This window comes from Mycobacterium paraintracellulare (genome assembly GCF_000276825.1).
Taxonomy (GTDB): Bacteria; Actinomycetota; Actinomycetes; order Mycobacteriales; family Mycobacteriaceae; genus Mycobacterium; species Mycobacterium intracellulare.
Genome location: NC_016948.1, coordinates 4,594,342 through 4,615,043, shown reverse-complemented (window position 1 = coordinate 4,615,043; position 20,702 = coordinate 4,594,342). Strand labels below are relative to the sequence as shown.

Genomic DNA, 20,702 nt, shown 5'->3' with positions numbered 1-20,702 from the left:
GTGGCCGACCGGTTGGACGTGGACGCGCGCCTCGCCGAGGGCCGGGTTGCCGTCGAGCACACCCAGACCTACGTGCAGGCGTCCCACGCGCTCGGCTACCAACATCCTGACCTGACAGCGCATCCCGCGCAGATCCGGGAATGGTATGCGAGCGAGGACGGTCTCGACCTGCGCGCGCTCGACCGTGACTGCGCGGAGCTGCGGGCCGCCGGCGTGGTGGCCGCCGAGGCGCTGCGCATGCAGCGCGCCCAGGTGGCCGAGCTGGCCGTCGCGTGGCAGGGCGCGGGCGGCGACGCCGCGGTGCAGCTGTTGCAACGGCATTGCGACAGCGCGGACGCGGTCGTCGGCGAACTGCGCGCGGCGGCCCAGCGATGCGAGTCGCTGCGCGACAACCTGTGGCACCTGGTCGATTCGAAAGTCGCGACGGCCATCGCCGTCGACGACCGCGCGCAGGCGCAGCGGCCGGCGTGGTTGGCCGCCGCCGCCGCGGTCACGGCCGGGGACCGGCGGGGCGCCGAGGATGTGGTGCGGCATCAGGTGATTCCCTACGTGGACAACGACATTCGTAACGACTGGCTGGCCGCGATGCGGTCCGCGTCGGACGGGGTCCAGACGTCCTACGCGATGGTGATCGACAGGGCCGCCGCCGCCCCGGCGGCGCGGTTCGAGTTTCCCGGTGATCTCGGGGCGGGGGCCGTTCCGGTGCAGCTCGCCCCGCCGGTGGCCGCCGCGTCCGCACCGCGGGTGGACCGACCCCGCGGCGACGGTGGCGGCCGCGGCGCCGGCGCCGGTCGCCCCCCTGCCGGCTCCGCCGGCGCCGGTCGCGGGCTGGGATAGCGGCCTCGGTGACGCGTCGGGGTGGCCCGCCGAAAGCTTGGGCGATCTGGGCGGGCTCGGCGGCGGTGGGCTCGGCGACGGCCTCGGCAGTGGTGGGCTCGGTGGGGGTGGCGGCGGTCTTCTTGGGCTCGCCGCCAGGATCGTCGACGCGATGGGCGATCTGCTCGGGTCGGCGGGCGACGGGTCGGATGGCGCGGCCGCGCTCGGCGATTCGGCGGACGGAAACGCGTTCGACGAGAACCCTTTTCACGCCGAGGATCCGACTGACGCGAAGGGCGCAGAGGACGCCGGCGACGCCGAGGACGCCGGCGACACCGCCGAGGGGAGCGGTCCAGCCGAACCTGTCGACGGGGAGGCGGGTCAGCCCGATCCCACGGAGCCCGAACAGCAAGCCCAACCGGTCGAGACCCCGCCGCCGGCGGATCCGGCGCCGGCCGAGCCGCCGGCTCCCGCGGCAGCGCCGGCCGCCGAACCCGCACCCGCCGCGGGGGAGGGGTCGACGCCGTGCGAGATTGCCGCGGACCAGCTTCCGCAGGCGGGGCAGTGACCGCTCAGGGCTGCAGTTGCAGGGCTTCCTCGACGAAACGCATGGACTCGTCGCGGTCGGTGGCCTGCGGGCTCAACAACAGCGTGGTCACGCCGGCCTCGGCGAAGGCGGCCATCCGTTCGGCCACATACCCGCGCGGCCCGATCAGCGACATGCCCCGCACCAGCTCGTCGGGCACGGCGTCGATGGCCTCCTGCTTGCGGCCGGACAGATACAGCTCCTGGATCCGGTCGGCGACCTCGCCGTACCCGTAACGCGTCGCCAGATTGTGGTAGAAATTGCGGCCTTTGGCGCCCATCCCGCCGATGTAGAGCCCGAGCTGCGGCTTGACCCAGGCCAGCCGCTCGTCGACGTTGTCCCCGATGGCCAGCGACGCGTGCACCATGACGTCGAGCGGACCCAGCGCGGGATCGCGTTTGGCGGCGCCGGCGGCCAGCGGCTCACCCCAGATCGACGCGGCCTTGTCCGGAAGATAGAAGACCGGCTGCCAGCCCTCGGCGATCTCGGCGGTGAGCTCGACATTCTTGGGACCCAGCGCGGCGATGCTGATCGGAATGCGTTCGCGCACAGGGTGATTGATGAGCTGCAGCGGCTTGCCCAGACCCGTTCCGCGGTCGGCGGGCAGCGGTAGCTGGTAGTGCTTGCCGGCGTATTGCACGCGCTCGCGGCGCCACACCTTGCGGCAGATCTCCACGATCTCGCGGGTGCGCCCGAGCGGGGCGTCGAACGGGACCCCGTGAAAGCCCTCGATCACTTGCGGTCCGGAGGTGCCGATGCCGAGGCGGAATCGCCCGTCGGACACGAAATCCAGGCCCGCGGCCGTCATCGCCAGCAGCGACGGCGTGCGGATGTAGAGGGGAAGCACCCCGGACGCCAGTTCGACCGTGTTGGTTTTGGCGGCCAGGTATCCCAGCTGGCTGATGGCGTCGAACGAATACGCCTCGGCCACCACCGCGACCTCGATGCCGGACTTTTCGAGTTCGACGACGCGGTCCACGGCTTCGTGAAAGCCGCCCGAATAGTTGAGAGCGATCCCGATTCGCATCCATGACACTTACCACGCGCCCGTGCGGGACGGGGCGCTCAGCCCGCGGAAGTGCCCGTCCAGTACTCGGCGAAGCGCCGGCCGTCGGCGGCCAGGCGCAGGATGTCGTTACCGGTGAACGAGACCGGGCCGTCCGGGCCGTGGCCGGTGCCCACCCAGCGCCCGGCCACCAGATCACCCTCGGTCAGCGGGCCGACCTCGATGCCGAAGCTCAAGTCCGAGAACATGTTTCGTGTCTGCTCGATGATCTGCGCGAGAGCGTCCGGTCCCTGTACCTCCCGGCCGGGCCAGTGACCGACGAAGTCGTCGGTGACCAGCTCGGCCGCGACCGGCCGTCCGTTCCAGAGTTCGGTGATCCAGCGGGCGTACAGCGCGTGCGCGCTCGACATCAACTCCCCCTCACTTCAGCAGGGCGACGATCTTTTCTTCCAGGGGAATCGCCTCGGCCTCGGGATCGATGGCGTCCGTCCCGGGCAGGTGCACGTCCGGGTCGGCGAAATCGCGATACTTCTTGTCGCCGCCGAGCGTGTAGAGCAGGTAACCGGTCAGCAGCGCCCGAACCGACCGCTGGGTACGCCGGTGCGGGCCGGGCAGGCCGAGCACCGTGGCCAGCCGCCGACCCTCCACCAGCCCGCCGGGCTCGGCCTTGCTGACGATGCGCAGCGTCGCCGGCTTCCACGCCTCGGCAAGCGCCAGCGCGTTGGAGTTCAACGTCGTCCGGTCGCCCGGCGCGGTGAAGATCACTCCCGGCACCTTGAGCGTCGCGGCGGGCTGCTGGGCCGGCGGGCTGGTGACGCTGGGGAAAATCGCCGCCACCGCCGCGAGCTTGGCGGGCATTCCCGCGGCGGCGAATACCGCGGCCGAGCCGCCGAAACCATGACCGACCACGCCCAGCTTGGCGGGATGCACGCTGATCTTGCCCGGCCCGAGGCGCACACCCGACACGATGTCCAGGGCGGTGCCCAGATCGAAGGCGAAGTTCAGCACCGAGGGGGCCACACCCCGCTGGGTGTCGGGAGCGCCGGCCACGATCCCCCACGACGCCAGATGCTCGAGCAGATTCGAGTACCGGGCGGCGCCGGCCAGCCACTCGTGGCCGAACGCCACGCCGGGCAGATTCAGGCCCTCCTCCGGGGTGTACACCACACCCGGCAGACCGGCAAAGGCCAGGTCACCCCGCAAAACCCGGTGCGGACCACGGCGGTGCAGAGCGGCGACGAGCTTGCGGATGCGGGCCACGCGTCGACGTTAGCGCATCGCAATCGCGCGCCGGCGCAGATGACTAGGCCGTGACCTCGATGACCCCCGCCCGCCACAGCGCCGCGTAGAGCTGGTGCAGCGTGGCGGTGAGCACGTGGGTGGTCAAGTCCATCAAGGCGTTTCCGGAGCCCGCGGACGGGTGCCGGCGTGGCCGGGCGGCGTGCCCGGGGGCCGGCGCCGAGGGGGCGGGCACCACTTCGTCGTACCGAACTGCGGTCATGATTGCCTCCTCATGGCGCACGGTTGTCGGTCGGAGCAAGTTACGCATTTCAATGCGACCCGCTGCACAATTCCCGGTGAACAACCATCGACGGCTGAATTCATGTGTCGGCGAAAACGGGAATCGAGGTAGCCAGAAACTCTGGGCAGCCTCACGCAGCTCGTCCTTTGGTCGGTGACGATCTTTGCTGACAATTTGGAATGCTAGAGGCGTTAAGCGCGGCCGCGATGACGTGAACGAAAACGTCGCGCGCACATCAGATGAAAGAACTCCCGCCGGTTATGACGGTGACATGAATGGCTGGGGACTGGGCGGATTGGTCCAGGACGTCCACCTGAGGCCGTCCCAGTCGCGGTGCCCGGGCACGCCTTCCTGCAGGTGGGCGGCCTAACCATAGCGCCGGATTGCGGGCCCGGTGTGCCGCCTGCACTACCCTGGTCAGAATGTGCGGAATTGTCGGCTATGTCGGGCAGCAGCCCGCCTGTGACGTCGTCATGGCCGCGCTGCGGCGGATGGAGTACCGCGGGTACGACTCGTCGGGCATCGCGCTGGCGAACGGCGACGGCACCCTGACGGTGAGCCGCCGCGCCGGCCGGCTGGCCAACCTGGAAGAGGCGGTCGCCCAGATGCCGCGGCACTCGCTGACCGGCACCACCGGCCTGGGCCACACCCGGTGGGCCACCCACGGGCGCCCCACCGACCGCAACGCCCACCCGCACCGCGACGCCGCCGGCAAGATCGCGGTGGTCCACAACGGCATCATCGAGAACTACGCGAACCTGCGCCACGAGCTCGAGGCCCAGGGCGTGGAGTTCGCCAGCGACACCGACACCGAGGTCGCGGTGCACCTGGTGGCGCAGGCCTACCGCCACGGCGAGACCGCCGGCGATTTCCCCGCGTCGGTCCTCGCGGTGCTGCGCCGCCTCGACGGCCACTTCACGCTGGTGTTCGCCAACGCCGACGACCCCGGCACCATCGTCGCCGCCCGCCGCTCCACCCCGCTGGTGCTCGGCATCGGCGACGGCGAGATGTTCGTCGGCTCCGACGTCGCGGCCTTCATCCCGCACACCCGCAACGCCGTCGAACTCGGCCAGGACCAGGCCGTGGTGATCACCGCGGACGGCTACCGGATCACCGACTTCGACGGCAACGACGATGTCGAATACCGCGAGTTCCATATCGATTGGGATCTGGCCGCCGCCGAAAAAGGTGGCTACGAGTACTTCATGCTCAAGGAGATCGCCGAGCAACCCGCCGCCGTCGCCGACACCCTGCTGGGCCATTTCGTCGACGGCCGGATCGTGCTCGACGAGCAGCGGCTCTCCGATCAGGAACTGCGCGAGATCGACAAGGTGTTCGTAGTGGCCTGCGGCACCGCGTACCACTCCGGGCTGCTGGCGAAGTACGCGATCGAGCACTGGACGCGGCTGCCGGTCGAGGTGGAGCTGTCCAGCGAATTCCGTTACCGGGACCCGGTTTTGGACCGCAGCACCCTGGTGGTCGCCATCTCGCAGTCCGGCGAGACCGCCGACACGCTCGAGGCCGTCCGGCACGCCAAGGAGCAGAAGGCCAAGGTGCTGGCGATCTGCAACACCAACGGCTCGCAGATCCCGCGCGAGTGCGACGCGGTGCTCTACACCCGCGCCGGCCCGGAGATCGGGGTGGCGTCGACGAAGACGTTCCTGGCGCAGATCACCGCCAACTATCTGGTCGGCCTGGCGCTGGCGCAGGCCCGGGGCACCAAGTACCCCGACGAGGTCGCGCGCGAGTACCACGAGCTGGAAGCCATGCCGGACGTCGTCGCGCGGGTCCTCGCGACGATCAAGCCGGTGGCCGCGCTGGCCTACCAATTCGCCCAGTCGCCGACGGTGCTGTTCCTGGGCCGCCACGTCGGCTACCCGGTGGCGCTGGAAGGTGCGCTCAAACTCAAGGAACTGGCCTACATGCACGCCGAGGGGTTCGCCGCCGGCGAGCTCAAGCACGGCCCCATCGCGCTGATCGAGGACGATCTGCCCGTCATCGTCGTCATGCCGTCCCCCAAGGGGTCCGCGGTGCTGCACGCCAAGCTGCTGTCCAACATCCGCGAAATCCAGGCCCGCGGGGCGATCACCATCGTGATCGCCGAGGAAGGCGACGACACCGTGCGCCCCTACGCCGACCACTTGATCGAAATCCCTTCCGTGTCAACGCTTTTGCAGCCCCTGCTGTCGACGATCCCGCTTCAGGTGTTCGCCGCGTCCGTGGCCCAGGCGCGCGGCTACGACGTGGACAAGCCGCGCAACCTGGCCAAGTCCGTCACCGTCGAGTAGGCAGCGCGCACCGCTTCGCGCGTATCGGCGACGGACCCGCGGCCGATCCATTACATTGCCCTGGGAAGCATTTCGGCCAGCTGGTCACGGCGTCCGTGCGGGAGGAAGTATGCGATCGGGCGGCATCAGATACGTCGTCGTGGGCCTCGTCGTGCTCATCGTCGCGGCATACATCGTGTCGATCATGATGTACGCCCAAGGCGATGCCGTCCGGCGTCTGGACGGTATAACCCCGGTCGTGAGCGCCGACGAGCCCTCGGCGACGATCAACGTCGAAGAGATCCAGTCGAACTACAGCGTGCTCGCCGTCAACCTCGCCTTCAATCCGGGATCGGCGTTGCTGGATCCGAAAACCCACCATCTCAAGGAGGATCTCAGCCTCCGCGTCCGATCCTCGGCGATGCCGTCGCGGCACACCTGGACCAAGGGCATGCTCCCCGGCCTGATGTCGGTCCCGCTGACCATCGCCGGGCAGATCGAACGCTGGCCGTTCGACCAATACCGCTCGGGGCTGATCGAAGTCGAGATCTTCTACGGCCCCGACACCGACCGCGCGCCCGCACACGTGCCCGTCACGTTCGTCGACCACCTCTCGGGGTGGCAGCTCACCGCGACCAGGCCCCAGGCGGACGGCCCCTACCGGCTGCAACTGCGGCGGTCGCTGAGCACCGCGGCGTTCGCCATCGTCATCCTCGGCGTGCTCATCACGATCGCCAGTCTGGCTGTGTTCGTGGCGGTTCAGACCGCGCGGGACCGGCGGCCGTTCCAGCCACCGATGACGACCTGGTACGCGGCGATGCTGTTCGCGGTGGTGCCGTTGCGAAACGCCCTGCCCGGTTCACCACCCTTCGGCAGCTGGGTCGACATCACCGTCGTGATCTGGGTCCTGGTCGCGCTGGTGGCCTCGATGGTGCTCTACATCGGCTGCTGGTGGCGACATTTGACACCGCCGGCGCCCGCCGCCGCGCCGCCGGCCGAGGTCCCCGCGCCATCGGGTAGCTGAGGGGTGGCGGCGTGTTAGCCGCCGAAGTCGTAGGGGCGCGGCGCCCCGCGTGCGAAGGTTGATGTCGTGGCGCCTGCATCGGTTCGAGCACGAGTGCGCAGCATGACGCTGGCGGTGTGGCATTTCGTCAGCACCGCGCCGCTGACCTACGGCTGGCTGTTGGTGCTGATGGTCACGACGATCATCCAGAACCATCTCACCGGCCGGCAGTTGCACTCGGTGTTGTTGCACCGCTCCACCAACATTCACGAGTTGGGCAAGGATCCACTCCACGTACTGTTTTCCAGTCTGCTGTGGATCGACGGCAAAAGCTTCGAGCCCCACCTGCTGCTGTTCACCCTGTTTCTCGCGCCGGCCGAGCATTGGCTCGGTCAGCTGCGCTGGCTCAGTGTGGGATTGAGCTCTCACATCCTGGCCACCTACATCAGCGAGGGCATCCTCTACTTCGCGATCGAGGAACGCGATGCGTCGCAACGCCTCGTGCACGCCCGCGACATCGGGGTCAGCTATTTCCTCGTCGGCGTGATGGCCGTGCTGACCTACCACATCGCCCGGCCCTGGCGCTGGGGCTATCTGGGGGTGCTGTTCGTCATCTTCGGCTTCCCGCTGATCACGATGGACCGCGTCGACCTCGACTTCACCGCGATCGGGCATTTCGCCTCGATCCTCATCGGACTGTGCTTCTACCCGATGACCCGCACCCGGTCCCGGCGCAGCCGGCAAGTGAGTCCCGCGCGACTCAAGGCCATGGCGCGCCGCAGCGTGCCCCCGAGCTGATGGCGGTCCGCGGCGAAAGATGGTGGGCGCCAAGCCCCCGCGACGGCGACACGTAATCTGGCTCTGATGCGGCATTACTACTCCGTAGACGCGATCCGCCAGGCCGAGGCGCCGCTGCTGGCCAGCCTGCCTGACGGCGCCCTGATGCGGCGCGCGGCCTACGGGCTGGCCGCCGAGATCATCGGCGAGTTGGCGGCCCGCACCGGCGGGGTGAGCGGGCGACGCGTGTGCGCCGTCGTCGGCTCCGGAGACAACGGCGGTGACGCGCTGTGGGCGGCCACCTTCGTGCGCCGTCGCGGGGCGGCCGCCGACGCGATCCTGCTCAACCCCGAGCGCACCCACCGCAAGGGGCTGGCGGCGTTCCGCAGGGCCGGCGGCAGGATCGTCGAAAGCGTCTCGCCCGCAACCGATCTCGTCATCGACGGTGTCGTGGGCATCTCCGGCTCGGGATCGTTGCGGCCCGCCGCGGCCGAGGTGTTCGCCGCGGTCGATGACGCGGGGATCCCGGTGGTTGCCGTCGACATCCCCAGTGGCATCGACGCGGCCACCGGGGCCACCAGCGGCCCCGCCGTGCGCGCCGTCCTGACCGTCACCTTCGGCGGGCTCAAACCCGTGCACGCGCTCGGCGAGTGCGGGCGGGTGCGGCTGATCGACATCGGCCTGGACCTGCCCGACACGGACGTGCTGGGCTTCGAGGCCACCGACGTGGCGGCACGCTGGCCGGTGCCGGGACCCCACGACGACAAGTACACCCAGGGTGTCACCGGCGTGATGGCCGGCTCGTCGACGTACCCGGGTGCGGCCGTGCTGTGCACCGGCGCCGCGGTCGCGGCGACGTCCGGGATGGTGCGCTACGCCGGCAGCGCGCACCGCGAGGTGCTCGCCCATTGGCCCGAGGTGATCGCCTCTCCCACCCCCGCGTCGGCCGGGCGGGTGCAGTCCTGGGTCGTCGGGCCGGGATTGGGCACCGACGACGCCGGGGCCGCGGCGCTGTGGTTCGCGCTCGACACCGAGCTGCCGGTGATCGTGGACGCCGACGGGCTGACCATCCTGGCGGCCCATCCCGAGCTGGTGGCCAAACGCGGCGCGCCGACGGTGCTGACCCCGCACGCGGGTGAATTCGCCCGCCTGGCGGGTAACCCCCCCGGTGATGACCGGGTGGGCGCGTGCCGCAAGCTGGCCGACGCGTTCGGCGCCACGGTGTTGCTCAAGGGGAACGTCACGGTCGTCGCCGATCCGGGCGGTCCGGTCTACCTCAGCCCGGCCGGGCAGTCGTGGGCGGCCACCGCGGGTTCCGGCGACGTGCTGTCCGGCATGATCGGCGCGCTGCTGGCGGCGGGCCTGCCGCCGGGGGAGGCGGCCGCGGCCGCGGCCTTCGTCCACGCGCGCGCGGCGGCGAGCTCGGCCGCCGACCCGGGCCCCGGCGACGCGCCCACCTCGGCCTCGCGCATGGTGCCACACATCCGAGCCGCCCTGGCCGCCCTGTAGACCTATCGAGAGGATTCCCCAGTGCCACAACACCCTTCGCTGCCCGCGCACTCCATCGCCCCCGCCTACACGGGCCGGCTGTTCACCGCACCGGTCCCCGCACTGCGGATGCCCGACGAATCGATGGATCCCGACGCCGCCTACCGCTTCATCCACGACGAGCTGATGCTCGACGGGAGTTCGCGGCTGAACCTGGCCACCTTCGTCACCACCTGGATGGACCCCGAGGCCGGCAAGCTGATGGCCGAGACGTTCGACAAGAACATGATCGACAAGGACGAGTACCCGGCGACCGCGGCCATCGAGCAGCGCTGCGTGTGCATGGTGGCCGACCTGTTCCACGCCGACGGCCTGAACGACGCCGACCCCTACAGCGCGTGCGGGGTGTCCACGATCGGCTCCAGCGAGGCGGTGATGCTCGGCGGGCTGGCGATGAAGTGGCGGTGGCGCGCGAAAATCGGCAAGGACTGGAAGGGCCGCACCCCGAACCTGGTGATGGGGTCCAACGTCCAGGTGGTCTGGGAGAAGTTCTGCCGCTACTTCGACGTCGAGCCCCGCTACCTGCCGATGGAGGAGGGCCGCTACGTCATCACCCCCGAACAGGTCGTCGACGCCGTCGACGAGAACACCATCGGCGTGGTGGCGATCCTGGGCACCACCTACACCGGCGAGCTGGAGCCGGTCGCCGACATCTGCGGCGCGCTGGACAAGCTGGCCGCCGGCGGCGGTGTGGACGTCCCGGTGCACGTCGACGCCGCCAGCGGCGGGTTCGTGGTGCCCTTCCTGCACCCCGAGCTCAAGTGGGATTTCCGGCTGCCCCGGGTGGTGTCGATCAACGTCAGCGGCCACAAGTACGGGCTGACCTATCCCGGCGTCGGGTTCGTGGTGTGGCGCAGCAAGGAGTACCTGCCCGACGACCTGGTGTTCCGGGTCAACTACCTCGGCGGCGACATGCCGACCTTCACGCTGAACTTCTCCCGCCCCGGTAACCAGGTGGTCGGCCAGTACTACAACTTCCTGCGGCTCGGCCGGGAGGGCTACACCAAGGTCATGCAGGCGCTGTCCGGGACGGCGCGCTGGCTCGGTGAGCAGCTGCGGGTCAGCGAGCACTGCGAGCTGGTCTCCGACGGCTCGGCGATCCCCGTGGTCGCGTTCCGGCTGTCCAAGGACCGCGGCTACACCGAGTTCGACGTCTCCCACGAGCTTCGGACCTACGGCTGGCAGGTGCCCGCCTACACCATGCCGGACAACGCCACCAACGTCTCCGTGCTGCGCATCGTGGTGCGCGAGGGCCTGTCCGCCGACCTGGCCCGGGCCCTGCACGATGACGCCGTCTCGGCGCTCAGTTCGCTGGACAAGCTCCGGCCCGGCGGCCACTACGCGGATCAGCACTTCGCGCACTGAGGTGGTGGCGCCGCGCCGTCGAGCGTGGAGTTGTTGCGCCGATCACGCCGAAATCTCGCCAACAAGTCCACGCTCGGCGGCGGGTGGCGCGGTTCTGGGACAATGGCGCCCATGACCGGGCGGGCCGCTACGCCGATATCCCTGACACCGGGCCTCCTCGCCGAGGCCCTGGTGGACCTCGGCGCCATCGCGCACAACGTGCGGCTGCTGTGCGAGCAGGCCGGCGGCGCGCAGGTGATGGCCGTCGTCAAGGCCGACGGGTACGGCCACGGAGCCGCCCAGACGGCGCGCGCCGCGCTGGCCGCGGGGGCCGCCGAGCTGGGGGTGGCCACCGTCGACGAGGCGCTGGCGCTGCGCGCCGACGGCGTCCGCGCGCCGGTGCTGGCCTGGCTGCACCCGCCCGGCTTCGACTTCGCGCCCGCGCTGCTGGCCGACGTCCAGATCGCCGTGTCGTCGGAGCGCCAGCTCGACGAGCTGCTCGACGCCGTGCGCCGCACCGGCCGGACCGCGACGGTCACCGTCAAGGTCGACACCGGGCTGAACCGCAACGGCGTGCCGCCGGAGCACTACCCGTCGATGCTTACCGCGCTGCGCCGCGCCGTCGCCGAGAACGCCATCGTGCTGCGCGGCCTGATGTCCCACATGGTGTACGCAGACCAACCCGCCAACCCGGTCAACGACCTTCAGGCCCAACGGTTTACCGAGATGCTCGCCCAGGCGCGCGATCAGGGGGTGCGGTACGAGGCCGCGCACCTGTCGAACTCGTCGGCCACGATGTCGCGGCCCGACCTCGCCTTCGACATGGTGCGCCCCGGCATCGCGGTGTACGGACTGAGCCCGGTTCCCGAGCGCGGCGACATGGGACTGATTCCGGCGATGACAGTGAAATGCCCGGTGGCACTGGTGAAGTCGATTCGTGCGGGCGAGAGCGTGTCCTACGGGCACACCTGGACCGCGCGGCGAGACACCACCCTCGCGCTGCTGCCGGTGGGCTATGCCGACGGCGTCTTCCGGTCCCTGGGCAACCGCCTGGAGGTGTTGATCAACGGCCGGCGCCGACCGGGGGTCGGGCGGATCTGCATGGACCAGTTCGTCGTCGACCTGGGACCCGGCCCCACCGATGTCGCCGAGGGCGACGAGGCGATCCTGTTCGGTCCCGGCGCGAGCGGCGAACCCACCGCGCAGGATTGGGCGGATCTGCTCGGCACCATCCACTACGAAGTGGTGACCAGCCCCCGCGGGCGGATCACCAGGACCTACCGCGAGGCGCGAACCATTGAGCCCTGACGGAACCCGCAGGCGCTATAGGGGCAGGGCATGGCTTGCGGGTGGTGCGGGGCTGACGGCCATCGCCACGATCATCGGAGCCTCGGCCCGCCGCTCGATCACCCAACGCGCCACGGTCGAAGACCCTTACGCCCACGAGGATTTCAACCGGCTCGAGGACGACCGCAGCCTGGTGGTGACCACGCCCGACGGGGTGCCGCTCGCGGTCCGCGACGCGGGCCCCGCCGACGCGCCGCTGACGCTGGTGTTCGTGCACGGATTCTGCCTGCAGATGGGGGCCTTCCACTTTCAGCGGACCCGGCTGCCCGACCAGTTGGGCCCCGACGTGCGCATGGTCTTCTACGACCAGCGTGGCCACGGCCGATCCGGCGAGGCCGAGCCCGAGACCTACACGCTGACCCAGCTCGGCAGGGACCTGCAGACCGTGCTGAACGCGGTGGTGCCGCGCGGAATGATCGTGCTGGTGGGCCACTCGATGGGCGGCATGACGGTGTTGTCGCACGCCCGCCAGTTCCCCGAACAGTACGGGCGCCGAATCGTGGGCGCCGCGCTGATTTCCTCGGCGGCCGAAGGTGTGGCGAGATCACCACTGGGCGAGATCCTGAAAAACCCTGCGCTGGAAGCGGTCCGGGTCGCCGCGCGGTCCGCGCCGAACCTGATGCACCGCGGGCGCAACGTATCCCGCTCGCTGATCGGCCCGGTGCTGCGCGCCGCGTCCTACAGCGATCTGCAGGTCAGCCGGAGCCTGGACGCGTTCTCGCAGCGGATGATGAACAGCACGCCGATACCCACCATGGTGGGGTTTCTGGACGCGTTGGAAAAGCACGACGAAACCGCCGGGCTGTGGACCCTGCTGCGGGTCCCGACCCTGATCGCCTGCGGGGACCACGACCTGCTCACCCCGGACGAGTATTCGCGAAAGATGGCCGCCAGCCTGCCGCGGTCCGAGTTGGTCATCGTCGTCGGCGCGAGTCACCTGGCGCTGCTGGACAAGCCGGAGGCGATCAACGGTGGCCTGGTGCGGCTGGTCAGGCGTGCCACCCCGACCAAGGCGGCGCTGCGGCTGCGGCGGATACGGGAAAGGCTGTGGCGTCGTGGGTAAGGGTGAGGGCACCGCGACCTGCGAGCGCGTCGAGGACACGATCGCGTTGGGGACCCGGCTCGGTGAGCAGCTGCGGGCGGGCGACGTGGTGGTGCTCTCCGGTCCGCTCGGTGCGGGAAAGACCGTGCTGGCCAAGGGGATTGCCGCGGCCATGGACGTCGACGGCCCGGTCACCTCGCCGTCCTACGTGTTGGCGCGGGTGCATCCGCCGCGACGGGAGGGCGCCCCGACGATGATTCACGTCGACATGTACCGGTTGCTCGACCACACCGACAACCAGGGCGCAGACCTGCTCGGTGAGCTCGATTCGCTGGACTTGGACAGCGATCTCGACGACGCTGTCGTCGTGGTGGAATGGGGTGAAGGTCTGGTCGAGCGCCTCGCGGAACGCCACCTCGACATCAGGCTGGAACGCCTCAGCGGGTCCGACGTGCGGATCGCGACCTGGCAGTGGGCCGACAGGCCCGAGAGGGGCCACAGGGCCGGCGGTGAGGCGCACCCATGAGCATCGTCCTTGCCCTCGACACCTCCACCCCCGCGGTGACGGCCGGCATCGTGCGGCGCGAGGACCTGTGCGCGCTGGCGCAGCGGGTCACCGTCGACGCCCGCGCCCACGCCGAACGCCTGACCCCGAATGTGCTTGCCGCCCTTGCCGATGCGGGGCTGACAATGGTCGACCTCGACGCCGTCGTGGTGGGCTGCGGCCCGGGTCCGTTCACCGGCCTGCGGGCCGGGATGGCCACCGCCGCCGCCTACGGGCATGCGCTCGGCATCCCGGTGCACGGTGTGTGCAGCCTGGACGCCATCGGCGTGCACACCACCGGGGACGCGCTCGTGGTGACCGACGCCCGACGGCGCGAGGTCTACTGGGCCCGCTACCGCGACGGCGTCCGGACCGGCGGACCGGGCGTTGATGCCCCCGCCGACGTCGACCTCGGCGGAGCGCAGGCTGTGGCCGGCTCACCCGACCACGCGGCGATGTTCGGCCTGCCGGTGTGCGGCCCCGCCCACCCGACACCGGCCGGACTCGTTGCCGCGGTGGGGGATTGGCGCGATGACCCGGCTCCGCTGGTGGCCCTGTACCTGCGTCGGCCCGACGCCAAACCCCTGGCGGCGCGGCAATGATCGCCGAGCCGGTGACCGTCGGCGCGTTGACGCGGGCCGACGCGCAGCGCTGCGCCGAGCTGGAGGCGCAGCTCTTCGACGGCGACGACCCGTGGCCGGCGGCGGCGTTCAACCGCGAATTGGCCAGTGCCCACAACCATTACGTGGGCGCGCGCGTCGGCGGAACGCTCGTCGGCTACGCCGGCATCTCGCGATTGGGCCGCACACCGCCCTACGAGCACGAGGTCCACACCATCGGCGTGGACCCCGCCTACCAGGGGCAGGGCATCGGCCGCCGGTTGCTCGACGAGCTGCTGACGTTCGCCGACGGCGGCGTCGTCTACCTGGAGGTGCGCACCGACAACGAGGCGGCCATCGCGCTGTACCGCAGTGTCGGGTTCGAGCAGATCGGCGTGCGCCGGAGCTACTACCGGGTCAGCGGCGCCGACGCCTACACCATGCGGCGGGAGGCGCTGTGACGACGATCTTGGCCATCGAAACGTCGTGCGACGAAACGGGAGTCGGCATCGCGCGGCTGGACACCGACGGCACCGTCACCCTGCTGGCCGACGAGGTGGCCTCCAGCGTCGACGAACACGTGCGGTTCGGCGGCGTGGTCCCCGAGATCGCCTCGCGCGCGCACCTGGAGGCGTTGGGGCCCGCCATGCGCCGCGCGCTGGCGGCCGCGGGCCTGGACAGGCCGGACATCGTCGCCGCCACGATCGGGCCCGGGCTGGCCGGCGCCCTGTTGGTGGGAGTTGCTGCGGCCAAAGCCTATTCGGCCGCCTGGGGGGTTCCGTTCTATGCGGTGAACCATCTGGGCGGGCACCTGGCCGCCGACGTCTACGAGCACGGGTCGCTACCCGAGTGCGTGGCGCTGCTGGTCTCGGGCGGCCACACCCACTTGCTGCATGTGCGCTCGCTCGGCGAGCCGATCGTCGAGCTGGGCAGCACCGTCGACGACGCGGCCGGCGAGGCCTACGACAAGGTGGCGCGGCTGCTGGGGCTGGGCTACCCGGGCGGCAGGGTGCTCGACGAGCTGGCCCGCACCGGCGACCGCGACGCGATCGCCTTCCCGCGCGGCATGACGGGGCCGCGCGACGACCCCTATGCGTTCAGCTTCTCCGGCCTCAAGACGGCCGTGGCCCGGCACCTGGAAAGCCACCCGGACGCGGTGAACGCCGACGTCGCGGCCGGGTTCCAGGAGGCGGTGGCCGACGTGCTGACCCGCAAGGCCGTGCGCGCCGCGACGGACCTCGGCGTCTCGACACTGCTGATCGCCGGGGGAGTGGCCGCGAATTCGCGGTTGCGGGAGCTGGCCGAGCAGCGCTGCGCGGCGGGCGGCCTGACGTTGCGCATCCCCAGGCCCCGGCTGTGCACCGACAACGGAGCGATGATCGCGTCGTTCGCCGCGCATCTGGTGGCCGCCGGGGCGCCGCCATCCCCGCTGGACGTGCCCAGCGACCCGGGCCTGCCGGTGGTGAAGGCGCAGGTCGGCTGATCGCTGAGGGCGAACGCGCGGGGAGCAGCGGGGCCCCCTTGAGTGCTAGCACTCCCGTGTATAGAGTGCTAGGTGGCAATCGGCCACGCCCTGTGTCGGCACCCGCGACGACGGCGCTCGGGCATGGACGAATGCCGAACACCTGATAATTCGGCAGGTTCCGGGCCCGCCCCGGACCGGCCACCAACTCCCGGTCCGGGCTCGTCCCGGACCCGACCCAAACACTGGAGGGCTCCAATCGTGGCGAAGGTGAACATCAAGCCACTCGAGGACAAGATTCTCGTGCAGGCCAACGAGGCCGAGACCACGACCGCGTCCGGTCTGGTCATTCCCGACACCGCCAAGGAGAAGCCGCAGGAAGGCACCGTCGTCGCAGTCGGCCCCGGCCGGTGGGACGAAGACGGCGAGAAGCGCATCCCGCTGGACGTCTCGGAAGGCGACACCGTCATCTACAGCAAGTACGGCGGCACCGAGATCAAGTACAACGGCGAGGAGTACCTGATCCTGTCGGCGCGCGACGTGCTGGCTGTCGTCTCCAAGTAAGAACCGTGTCCCGCCCCGGCGATCCCCGCGTCCGCGCGGGTGATTTCCGGGGCGGCATGCGTTAGAGCCTCAGAGCTGGGGCGTGAAGGAGCCTGATGAGCAAGATTATTGAGTACGACGAAACGGCGCGCCGCGCCATCGAGGCGGGCGTGAACACGCTCGCCGACGCGGTACGCGTGACGTTGGGCCCGCGCGGCCGGCATGTGGTGCTGGCCAAGGCATTCGGCGGGCCCGCGGTCACCAACGACGGTGTCACCGTCGCGCGGGAGATCGACCTGGAAGACCCGTTCGAGAACCTGGGCGCCCAGCTGGTGAAGTCGGTGGCGACCAAGACCAACGACGTCGCCGGCGACGGGACCACCACGGCGACTGTGCTGGCCCAGGCGCTGGTCAAGGGCGGCCTGCGCCTGGTTGCGGCCGGCGCCAACCCCATCGAACTCGGTGCGGGAATCTCCAAGGCCGCCGACGCGGTGTCCGAGGCCCTGCTGGCGTCGGCCACCCCGGTCTCCGGGAAGGAAGCGATCGCCCAGGTGGCGACCGTGTCGTCGCGCGACCAGCTCCTCGGCGAGCTCGTCGGCGAGGCGATGACCAAGGTCGGCACCGACGGCGTAGTCAGCGTCGAGGAATCCTCCACGCTGAGCACCGAGCTCGAGTTCACCGAGGGCGTCGGCTTCGACAAGGGCTTCCTGTCGGCGTATTTCGTGACCGACTTCGATGCCCAGCAGGCCGTGCTGGACGACCCCGTGATCCTGTTGCACCAGGAGAAGATCAGCTCGCTGCCCGACCTGCTGCCCATGCTGGAAAAGGTCGCCGAATCCGGCAAGCCGCTGCTGATCATCGCCGAGGACATCGAGGGCGAGCCGCTGGCGACCCTCGTGGTCAACTCGATTCGCAAGACGCTCAAGGCCGTCGCGGTCAAGGCGCCGTTCTTCGGCGACCGCCGCAAGGCGTTCCTCGAGGATCTGGCGATCGTGACGGGCGGCCAGGTGATCAACCCCGACGCCGGCCTGCTGCTGCGCGAGGTCGGCACGGACGTGCTGGGCTCGGCCCGCCGCGTGGTGGTCAGCAAGGACGACACCGTCATCGTCGACGGCGGCGGCGCCAAGGACGCGGTGGCCAACCGCATCAAGCAGCTGCGCGCCGAGATCGAGTCCACCGACTCCGACTGGGACCGCGAGAAGCTGCAGGAGCGGCTGGCCAAGCTGGCCGGCGGTGTCGCCGTGATCCAGGTGGGTGCCGCCACCGAGACCGCGCTCAAGGAACGCAAGGAGAGCGTCGAGGATGCCGTCGCGGCCGCCAAGGCCGCCGTCGAGGAGGGCATCGTCGCGGGCGGCGGCTCGGCGTTGCTGCAGACCCGCAAGGCGCTTCAACAGCTGCGCGGCTCGCTGACCGGTGATCAAGCGCTCGGCGTCGACGTCTTCTCCGAGGCGCTGGCGGCCCCGCTGTACTGGATCGCCACCAACGCCGGGCTCGACGGTGCGGTGGCGGTGCACAAGGTGACCGAGCTGCCCAACGGCCACGGGCTGAACGCGGACAAGCTCACCTACGGTGACTTGATCGCCGACGGTGTCATCGACCCGGTCAAGGTCACCCGCTCGGCGGTGCTCAACGCGGCGTCGGTGGCGCGGATGGTGCTGACCACCGAGACGGCGGTCGTCGACAAGCCGGCCGAGGAAGCCGATGACCACGGCCACGGCCACGGTCATCACCACCACTAGGCGACTAGACACGGAACACCCCCGGCGAAACCGGGGGTGCTTCGTTTTTGGAGGCAATTTCTGGCGTCGCACCTAACCGCCCAAAAGGCTGCATCGACATCGAATGTAATTCTGGTTCAGGTAAGTTGCGGCAAGTGAACTCGCAGGGGCGATTGGTGCCGCGGATCCTGCTGACTCTCGTGCTGACCTTGTCGGCCGCGGGTTGCGGCAGTGGCACATCGGATTCAAGTAAGACCACGACTGCTACGACGGCCTCGACCGCATCCGGCGCCCCCACCCAACGCATCCTTTCCGAGAAGGCGCTCACCGAGGCGCTACTTGGCGTGCAGGACCTTCCTGCCGGGTACAGCCAAGACCCTCCCTCGGACAGGTCGGTCGACAAGACATTCTGCGACTACAAGCCGGCCTTCCAAGAGAAAAGCTATGTGAAGCGGGACTTCACCAAGGGAGGTGGCCTGTCCGCTGAATTTCTCAAAGTCGGGTTGCGCCAGTACGCCGACGCCGATCAAGCTAGAGCGTCGTTCAAGTCCTTAACCGATGCCCTCGCAACCTGCACGGGCGAAACCTACAACGGTTCCAATCTCACTTACGCGCCGATGTCCGCGCCAAAGGTCGCCGCTGGCTCAGTCGGAGTCAAGATCACTGCCGATGGCGCCAGCCTGCTTTCGTTCTTCGCGGTCGATGGGCCTGTCCTCATCAATACTGGCGGTGGCGGATTAGTGAATGCCAACGCCGACGAGGTCATAAAAACCCTGGAATCCCAAGTTAAGAAGTACGAAGCATTGGCGAAGTCATAGCCAGCTTATGCTTCCGAAGCTCGATGTGCGGACCGCCGCATGACCCGGGGTAAGTCTCTCGATTCTTCCGCCCCGGCGCCCCGGGGTGTTTTCCTTCAGGGCTCGGTGCGGCCCGCGGCCAGCAAGCCGGCGGACGCGAACTTCAGGCCGGCCCGCAATTCGTCGAGCCGGATGGGATCGTCCGACTCGATGTAGCGCATGGTCGTCGCCACGGCCATGTTGAAGAACAACCACGCCAACGCGCTGGGGCTGAGCTCGTCGCGGTATTGGCTGCGGTAGTGATTCATGTGCAGCGTGGTCATCGCCAGCAGCGTGGCGTTGAGTCCCGAGACCTTGTCGAACGTGCGGACGTGGTCGGGCCGTTCGGCGAGGTAGCGGATCAGCCGACGGTTGGCGATGGTGTAGTCGATCAGGATGTCGATCGATGACTCCATCGCCGACTCCGGCCGGTCGAGGGTGATCCCCCTGAGCATGTCCTCGATTGCGGGAGCCTGCTCGGCGGCGAGCCGTTCGATCGCCGCGTTGATGATTTGTTCCTTGTCGGCGAAGTACTGATAGATCGAGCCCTTGCTGACGCCGGCCTTCTCGGCGATCAGGTTGGTGGTGATCTGCTCGGGCGCGTGCTGGCGCAGCAGCAATGTTGTCGACGACACGATTTTCGCGACCATCTCGCGAGAGCGTGCTTGCTGCGGCGCTTTTCGGCGCCTTGAGCTGGACTTTGCGGTGCCCACATGAACTCCTAACGCGACTTGAACGCGACCTTACGGTCACATTAGCGTCGGCGCCATGACCGCAAGTCCCGAAGTCGATGTCCGCCGGCACTCCGAGGACCAACAGGACGCAGAAGAGATCGAACTCGTTCCGCCGGAATCGCTGACCGCCGAGCACACCGGGCGCTGGACATTCCTCATCCTCGAGGGCGCGGCGTTCATGATGCAGGCCATGCACCCGGTCATCGCCGAAATCACCGGCCGCTACTCCGCTGCCTTCCACGGGGACCCCGGCGGCCGCGCGATCCGTTCCGTCGACTCGGTCCTGCGCTGGACCTATGGCGGCACCGAGGCCAGGGCGGAAGGTGACCGCGTCCGTGCGATGCACCAGCCGATCACCATGAAAAGCGCCGAGACCGGTAGGCAGATCAGCGCTTTGAATCCCGAGGCCTATCAGTGGGTGATCGCCACCGGCTACATCGTCAACGCACAGGCCGGGCGGTTGTTGATCGGGCGCGAGTTCACCGAGGCCGAGAAAGAGGAGCTGCTGCGCGACAACCGCCGGCTGGCCCGGCTGCTCCACGTGCCCATGCGCGGCTATCCCGAGTCGCAGCAAGAGATGGCCGACTATTTCGAAGCGATGATCGACACGCTGCGGGGCACGCCCCAGGCGCTGCAGCTGATGGAGGACATGAAAACCGGCAGGGTCGACGTGCCGCCGTCGTTGCCGAAAGCGCTGGCGCCGTTGGTGCGGGCCGCGGTGCTGCCCGCGCTCCGGCTCAACTACCTGTCCGTCGTGGGGTTGCTCGACCCGCGTCTTCGCGAAAAGCTCGGCGTCACTTGGAGTCCCAAGGAGGAACGTCAACTCATCCGCGTGTACACCGCGATCCGCACCGCCTACCGCGTGCTGCCCGACCGGCTCACCTACTTCCCGCTGGCGTATCACGCCCGCAAGCACCACCAGTGCCTGGAGAAGATGAAGCAGCGTCAAGAGAAGTCGTTCGCCTATCACCTTCGGTGACGTTTCCGGATAGGTCTGTGGCGCAACGC

At 69.4% G+C, this 20,702-nt stretch carries 20 protein-coding genes and 1 pseudogene; 16 read left to right on the top strand and 5 right to left on the bottom strand.

From position 1 onward, the window contains the following. A pseudogene (locus OCQ_RS27285) lies at window positions 1-1,384 on the top strand (hypothetical protein). A 4-nt stretch (window positions 1,385-1,388) separates the two neighbouring features. On the opposite strand, the gene OCQ_RS21360 reads toward OCQ_RS27285, so the two are convergent. The 4 genes from OCQ_RS21360 to OCQ_RS21345 are packed head-to-tail and all read right to left on the bottom strand — an operon-like array spanning window position 1,389 to window position 3,909. After that, window positions 1,389-2,429, bottom strand: a complete 1,041-nt coding sequence (locus OCQ_RS21360; RefSeq protein WP_008260216.1) for an LLM class F420-dependent oxidoreductase — start codon at window positions 2,427-2,429, stop codon at window positions 1,389-1,391. Between the two features lie 38 nt (window positions 2,430-2,467). Next, complete coding sequence (locus tag OCQ_RS21355) at window positions 2,468-2,818, bottom strand: ester cyclase (protein WP_014385763.1); 351 nt, start codon at window positions 2,816-2,818, stop codon at window positions 2,468-2,470. A 10-nt stretch (window positions 2,819-2,828) separates the two neighbouring features. Beyond that, complete coding sequence (locus OCQ_RS21350) at window positions 2,829-3,668, bottom strand: dienelactone hydrolase family protein (RefSeq protein ID WP_008260214.1); 840 nt, start codon at window positions 3,666-3,668, stop codon at window positions 2,829-2,831. A gap of 43 nt (window positions 3,669-3,711) precedes the next feature. Next, a complete protein-coding gene (locus OCQ_RS21345; RefSeq protein WP_008260212.1) occupies window positions 3,712-3,909 on the bottom strand; it encodes an Rv1535 family protein in 198 nt (65 codons plus the stop codon). A gap of 443 nt (window positions 3,910-4,352) precedes the next feature. Here OCQ_RS21345 and glmS point away from each other — a divergent pair, with 443 nt between their 5' ends. The 14 genes from glmS (at window position 4,353) to OCQ_RS21275 (ending at window position 18,942) form a co-directional block, all read left to right on the top strand. Next, the gene (gene glmS, locus OCQ_RS21340; protein ID WP_008260209.1) at window positions 4,353-6,218 is read left to right on the top strand and encodes a glutamine--fructose-6-phosphate transaminase (isomerizing); all 1,866 of its coding nucleotides are present in this window, start codon (window positions 4,353-4,355) and stop codon (window positions 6,216-6,218) included. Between the two features lie 109 nt (window positions 6,219-6,327). Continuing rightward, the gene (locus OCQ_RS21335; protein WP_008260207.1) at window positions 6,328-7,221 is read left to right on the top strand and encodes a DUF4436 domain-containing protein; all 894 of its coding nucleotides are present in this window, start codon (window positions 6,328-6,330) and stop codon (window positions 7,219-7,221) included. Window positions 7,222-7,287: 66 nt separating this feature from the next. Then, on the top strand, window positions 7,288-7,998 hold the full coding sequence (locus OCQ_RS21330) for a rhomboid-like protein (protein WP_139826587.1): 711 nt from the start codon (window positions 7,288-7,290) through the stop codon (window positions 7,996-7,998). Window positions 7,999-8,064: 66 nt separating this feature from the next. Next, window positions 8,065-9,486, top strand: a complete 1,422-nt coding sequence (locus OCQ_RS21325; RefSeq protein WP_014385760.1) for an NAD(P)H-hydrate dehydratase — start codon at window positions 8,065-8,067, stop codon at window positions 9,484-9,486. 21 nt (window positions 9,487-9,507) lie between these two features. After that, window positions 9,508-10,890 (top strand): glutamate decarboxylase, encoded by a 1,383-nt coding sequence (locus OCQ_RS21320; protein ID WP_008260200.1) that lies wholly within the window; start codon window positions 9,508-9,510, stop codon window positions 10,888-10,890. A gap of 111 nt (window positions 10,891-11,001) precedes the next feature. After that, window positions 11,002-12,177: an alanine racemase gene (alr, locus tag OCQ_RS21315; protein ID WP_041785794.1), complete on the top strand. Its 1,176-nt coding sequence runs from the start codon at window positions 11,002-11,004 to the stop codon at window positions 12,175-12,177. Window positions 12,178-12,229: 52 nt separating this feature from the next. Next, window positions 12,230-13,279, top strand: coding sequence for an alpha/beta fold hydrolase (locus tag OCQ_RS21310; protein WP_179293521.1), 1,050 nt, complete (start codon window positions 12,230-12,232; stop codon window positions 13,277-13,279). Beyond that, window positions 13,272-13,784, top strand: a complete 513-nt coding sequence (tsaE, locus tag OCQ_RS21305) for a tRNA (adenosine(37)-N6)-threonylcarbamoyltransferase complex ATPase subunit type 1 TsaE (RefSeq protein WP_014385758.1) — start codon at window positions 13,272-13,274, stop codon at window positions 13,782-13,784. The genes OCQ_RS21310 and tsaE overlap by 8 nt, the downstream gene beginning before the upstream one ends. After that, entirely contained in the window at window positions 13,781-14,404 is a 624-nt protein-coding gene (gene tsaB / locus OCQ_RS21300; protein ID WP_014385757.1) for a tRNA (adenosine(37)-N6)-threonylcarbamoyltransferase complex dimerization subunit type 1 TsaB, read from the top strand. The genes tsaE and tsaB overlap by 4 nt, the downstream gene beginning before the upstream one ends. Then, the gene (gene rimI, locus OCQ_RS21295) at window positions 14,401-14,862 is read left to right on the top strand and encodes a ribosomal protein S18-alanine N-acetyltransferase (RefSeq protein ID WP_014381061.1); all 462 of its coding nucleotides are present in this window, start codon (window positions 14,401-14,403) and stop codon (window positions 14,860-14,862) included. The genes tsaB and rimI overlap by 4 nt, the downstream gene beginning before the upstream one ends. Continuing rightward, window positions 14,859-15,884: a tRNA (adenosine(37)-N6)-threonylcarbamoyltransferase complex transferase subunit TsaD gene (gene tsaD / locus OCQ_RS21290; RefSeq protein WP_014381060.1), complete on the top strand. Its 1,026-nt coding sequence runs from the start codon at window positions 14,859-14,861 to the stop codon at window positions 15,882-15,884. Before rimI ends, tsaD begins: the two co-directional genes overlap by 4 nt. Window positions 15,885-16,124: 240 nt before the next feature. Next, window positions 16,125-16,427, top strand: coding sequence for a co-chaperone GroES (gene groES / locus OCQ_RS21285; protein ID WP_007167930.1), 303 nt, complete (start codon window positions 16,125-16,127; stop codon window positions 16,425-16,427). A gap of 95 nt (window positions 16,428-16,522) precedes the next feature. Further along, the gene (groL, locus tag OCQ_RS21280) at window positions 16,523-18,145 is read left to right on the top strand and encodes a chaperonin GroEL (protein WP_008260188.1); all 1,623 of its coding nucleotides are present in this window, start codon (window positions 16,523-16,525) and stop codon (window positions 18,143-18,145) included. 134 nt (window positions 18,146-18,279) lie between these two features. Next, entirely contained in the window at window positions 18,280-18,942 is a 663-nt protein-coding gene (locus OCQ_RS21275) for a hypothetical protein (protein WP_008260187.1), read from the top strand. 95 nt (window positions 18,943-19,037) lie between these two features. On the opposite strand, the gene OCQ_RS21270 is transcribed toward OCQ_RS21275, so the two are convergent. Continuing rightward, entirely contained in the window at window positions 19,038-19,610 is a 573-nt protein-coding gene (locus OCQ_RS21270) for a TetR/AcrR family transcriptional regulator (RefSeq protein ID WP_014385756.1), read from the bottom strand. Window positions 19,611-19,728: 118 nt separating this feature from the next. Between OCQ_RS21270 and OCQ_RS21265 the strand changes: the two genes are divergently transcribed. Next, window positions 19,729-20,673: an oxygenase MpaB family protein gene (locus OCQ_RS21265; protein ID WP_008260185.1), complete on the top strand. Its 945-nt coding sequence runs from the start codon at window positions 19,729-19,731 to the stop codon at window positions 20,671-20,673. Window positions 20,674-20,702 lie beyond the last annotated feature (29 nt).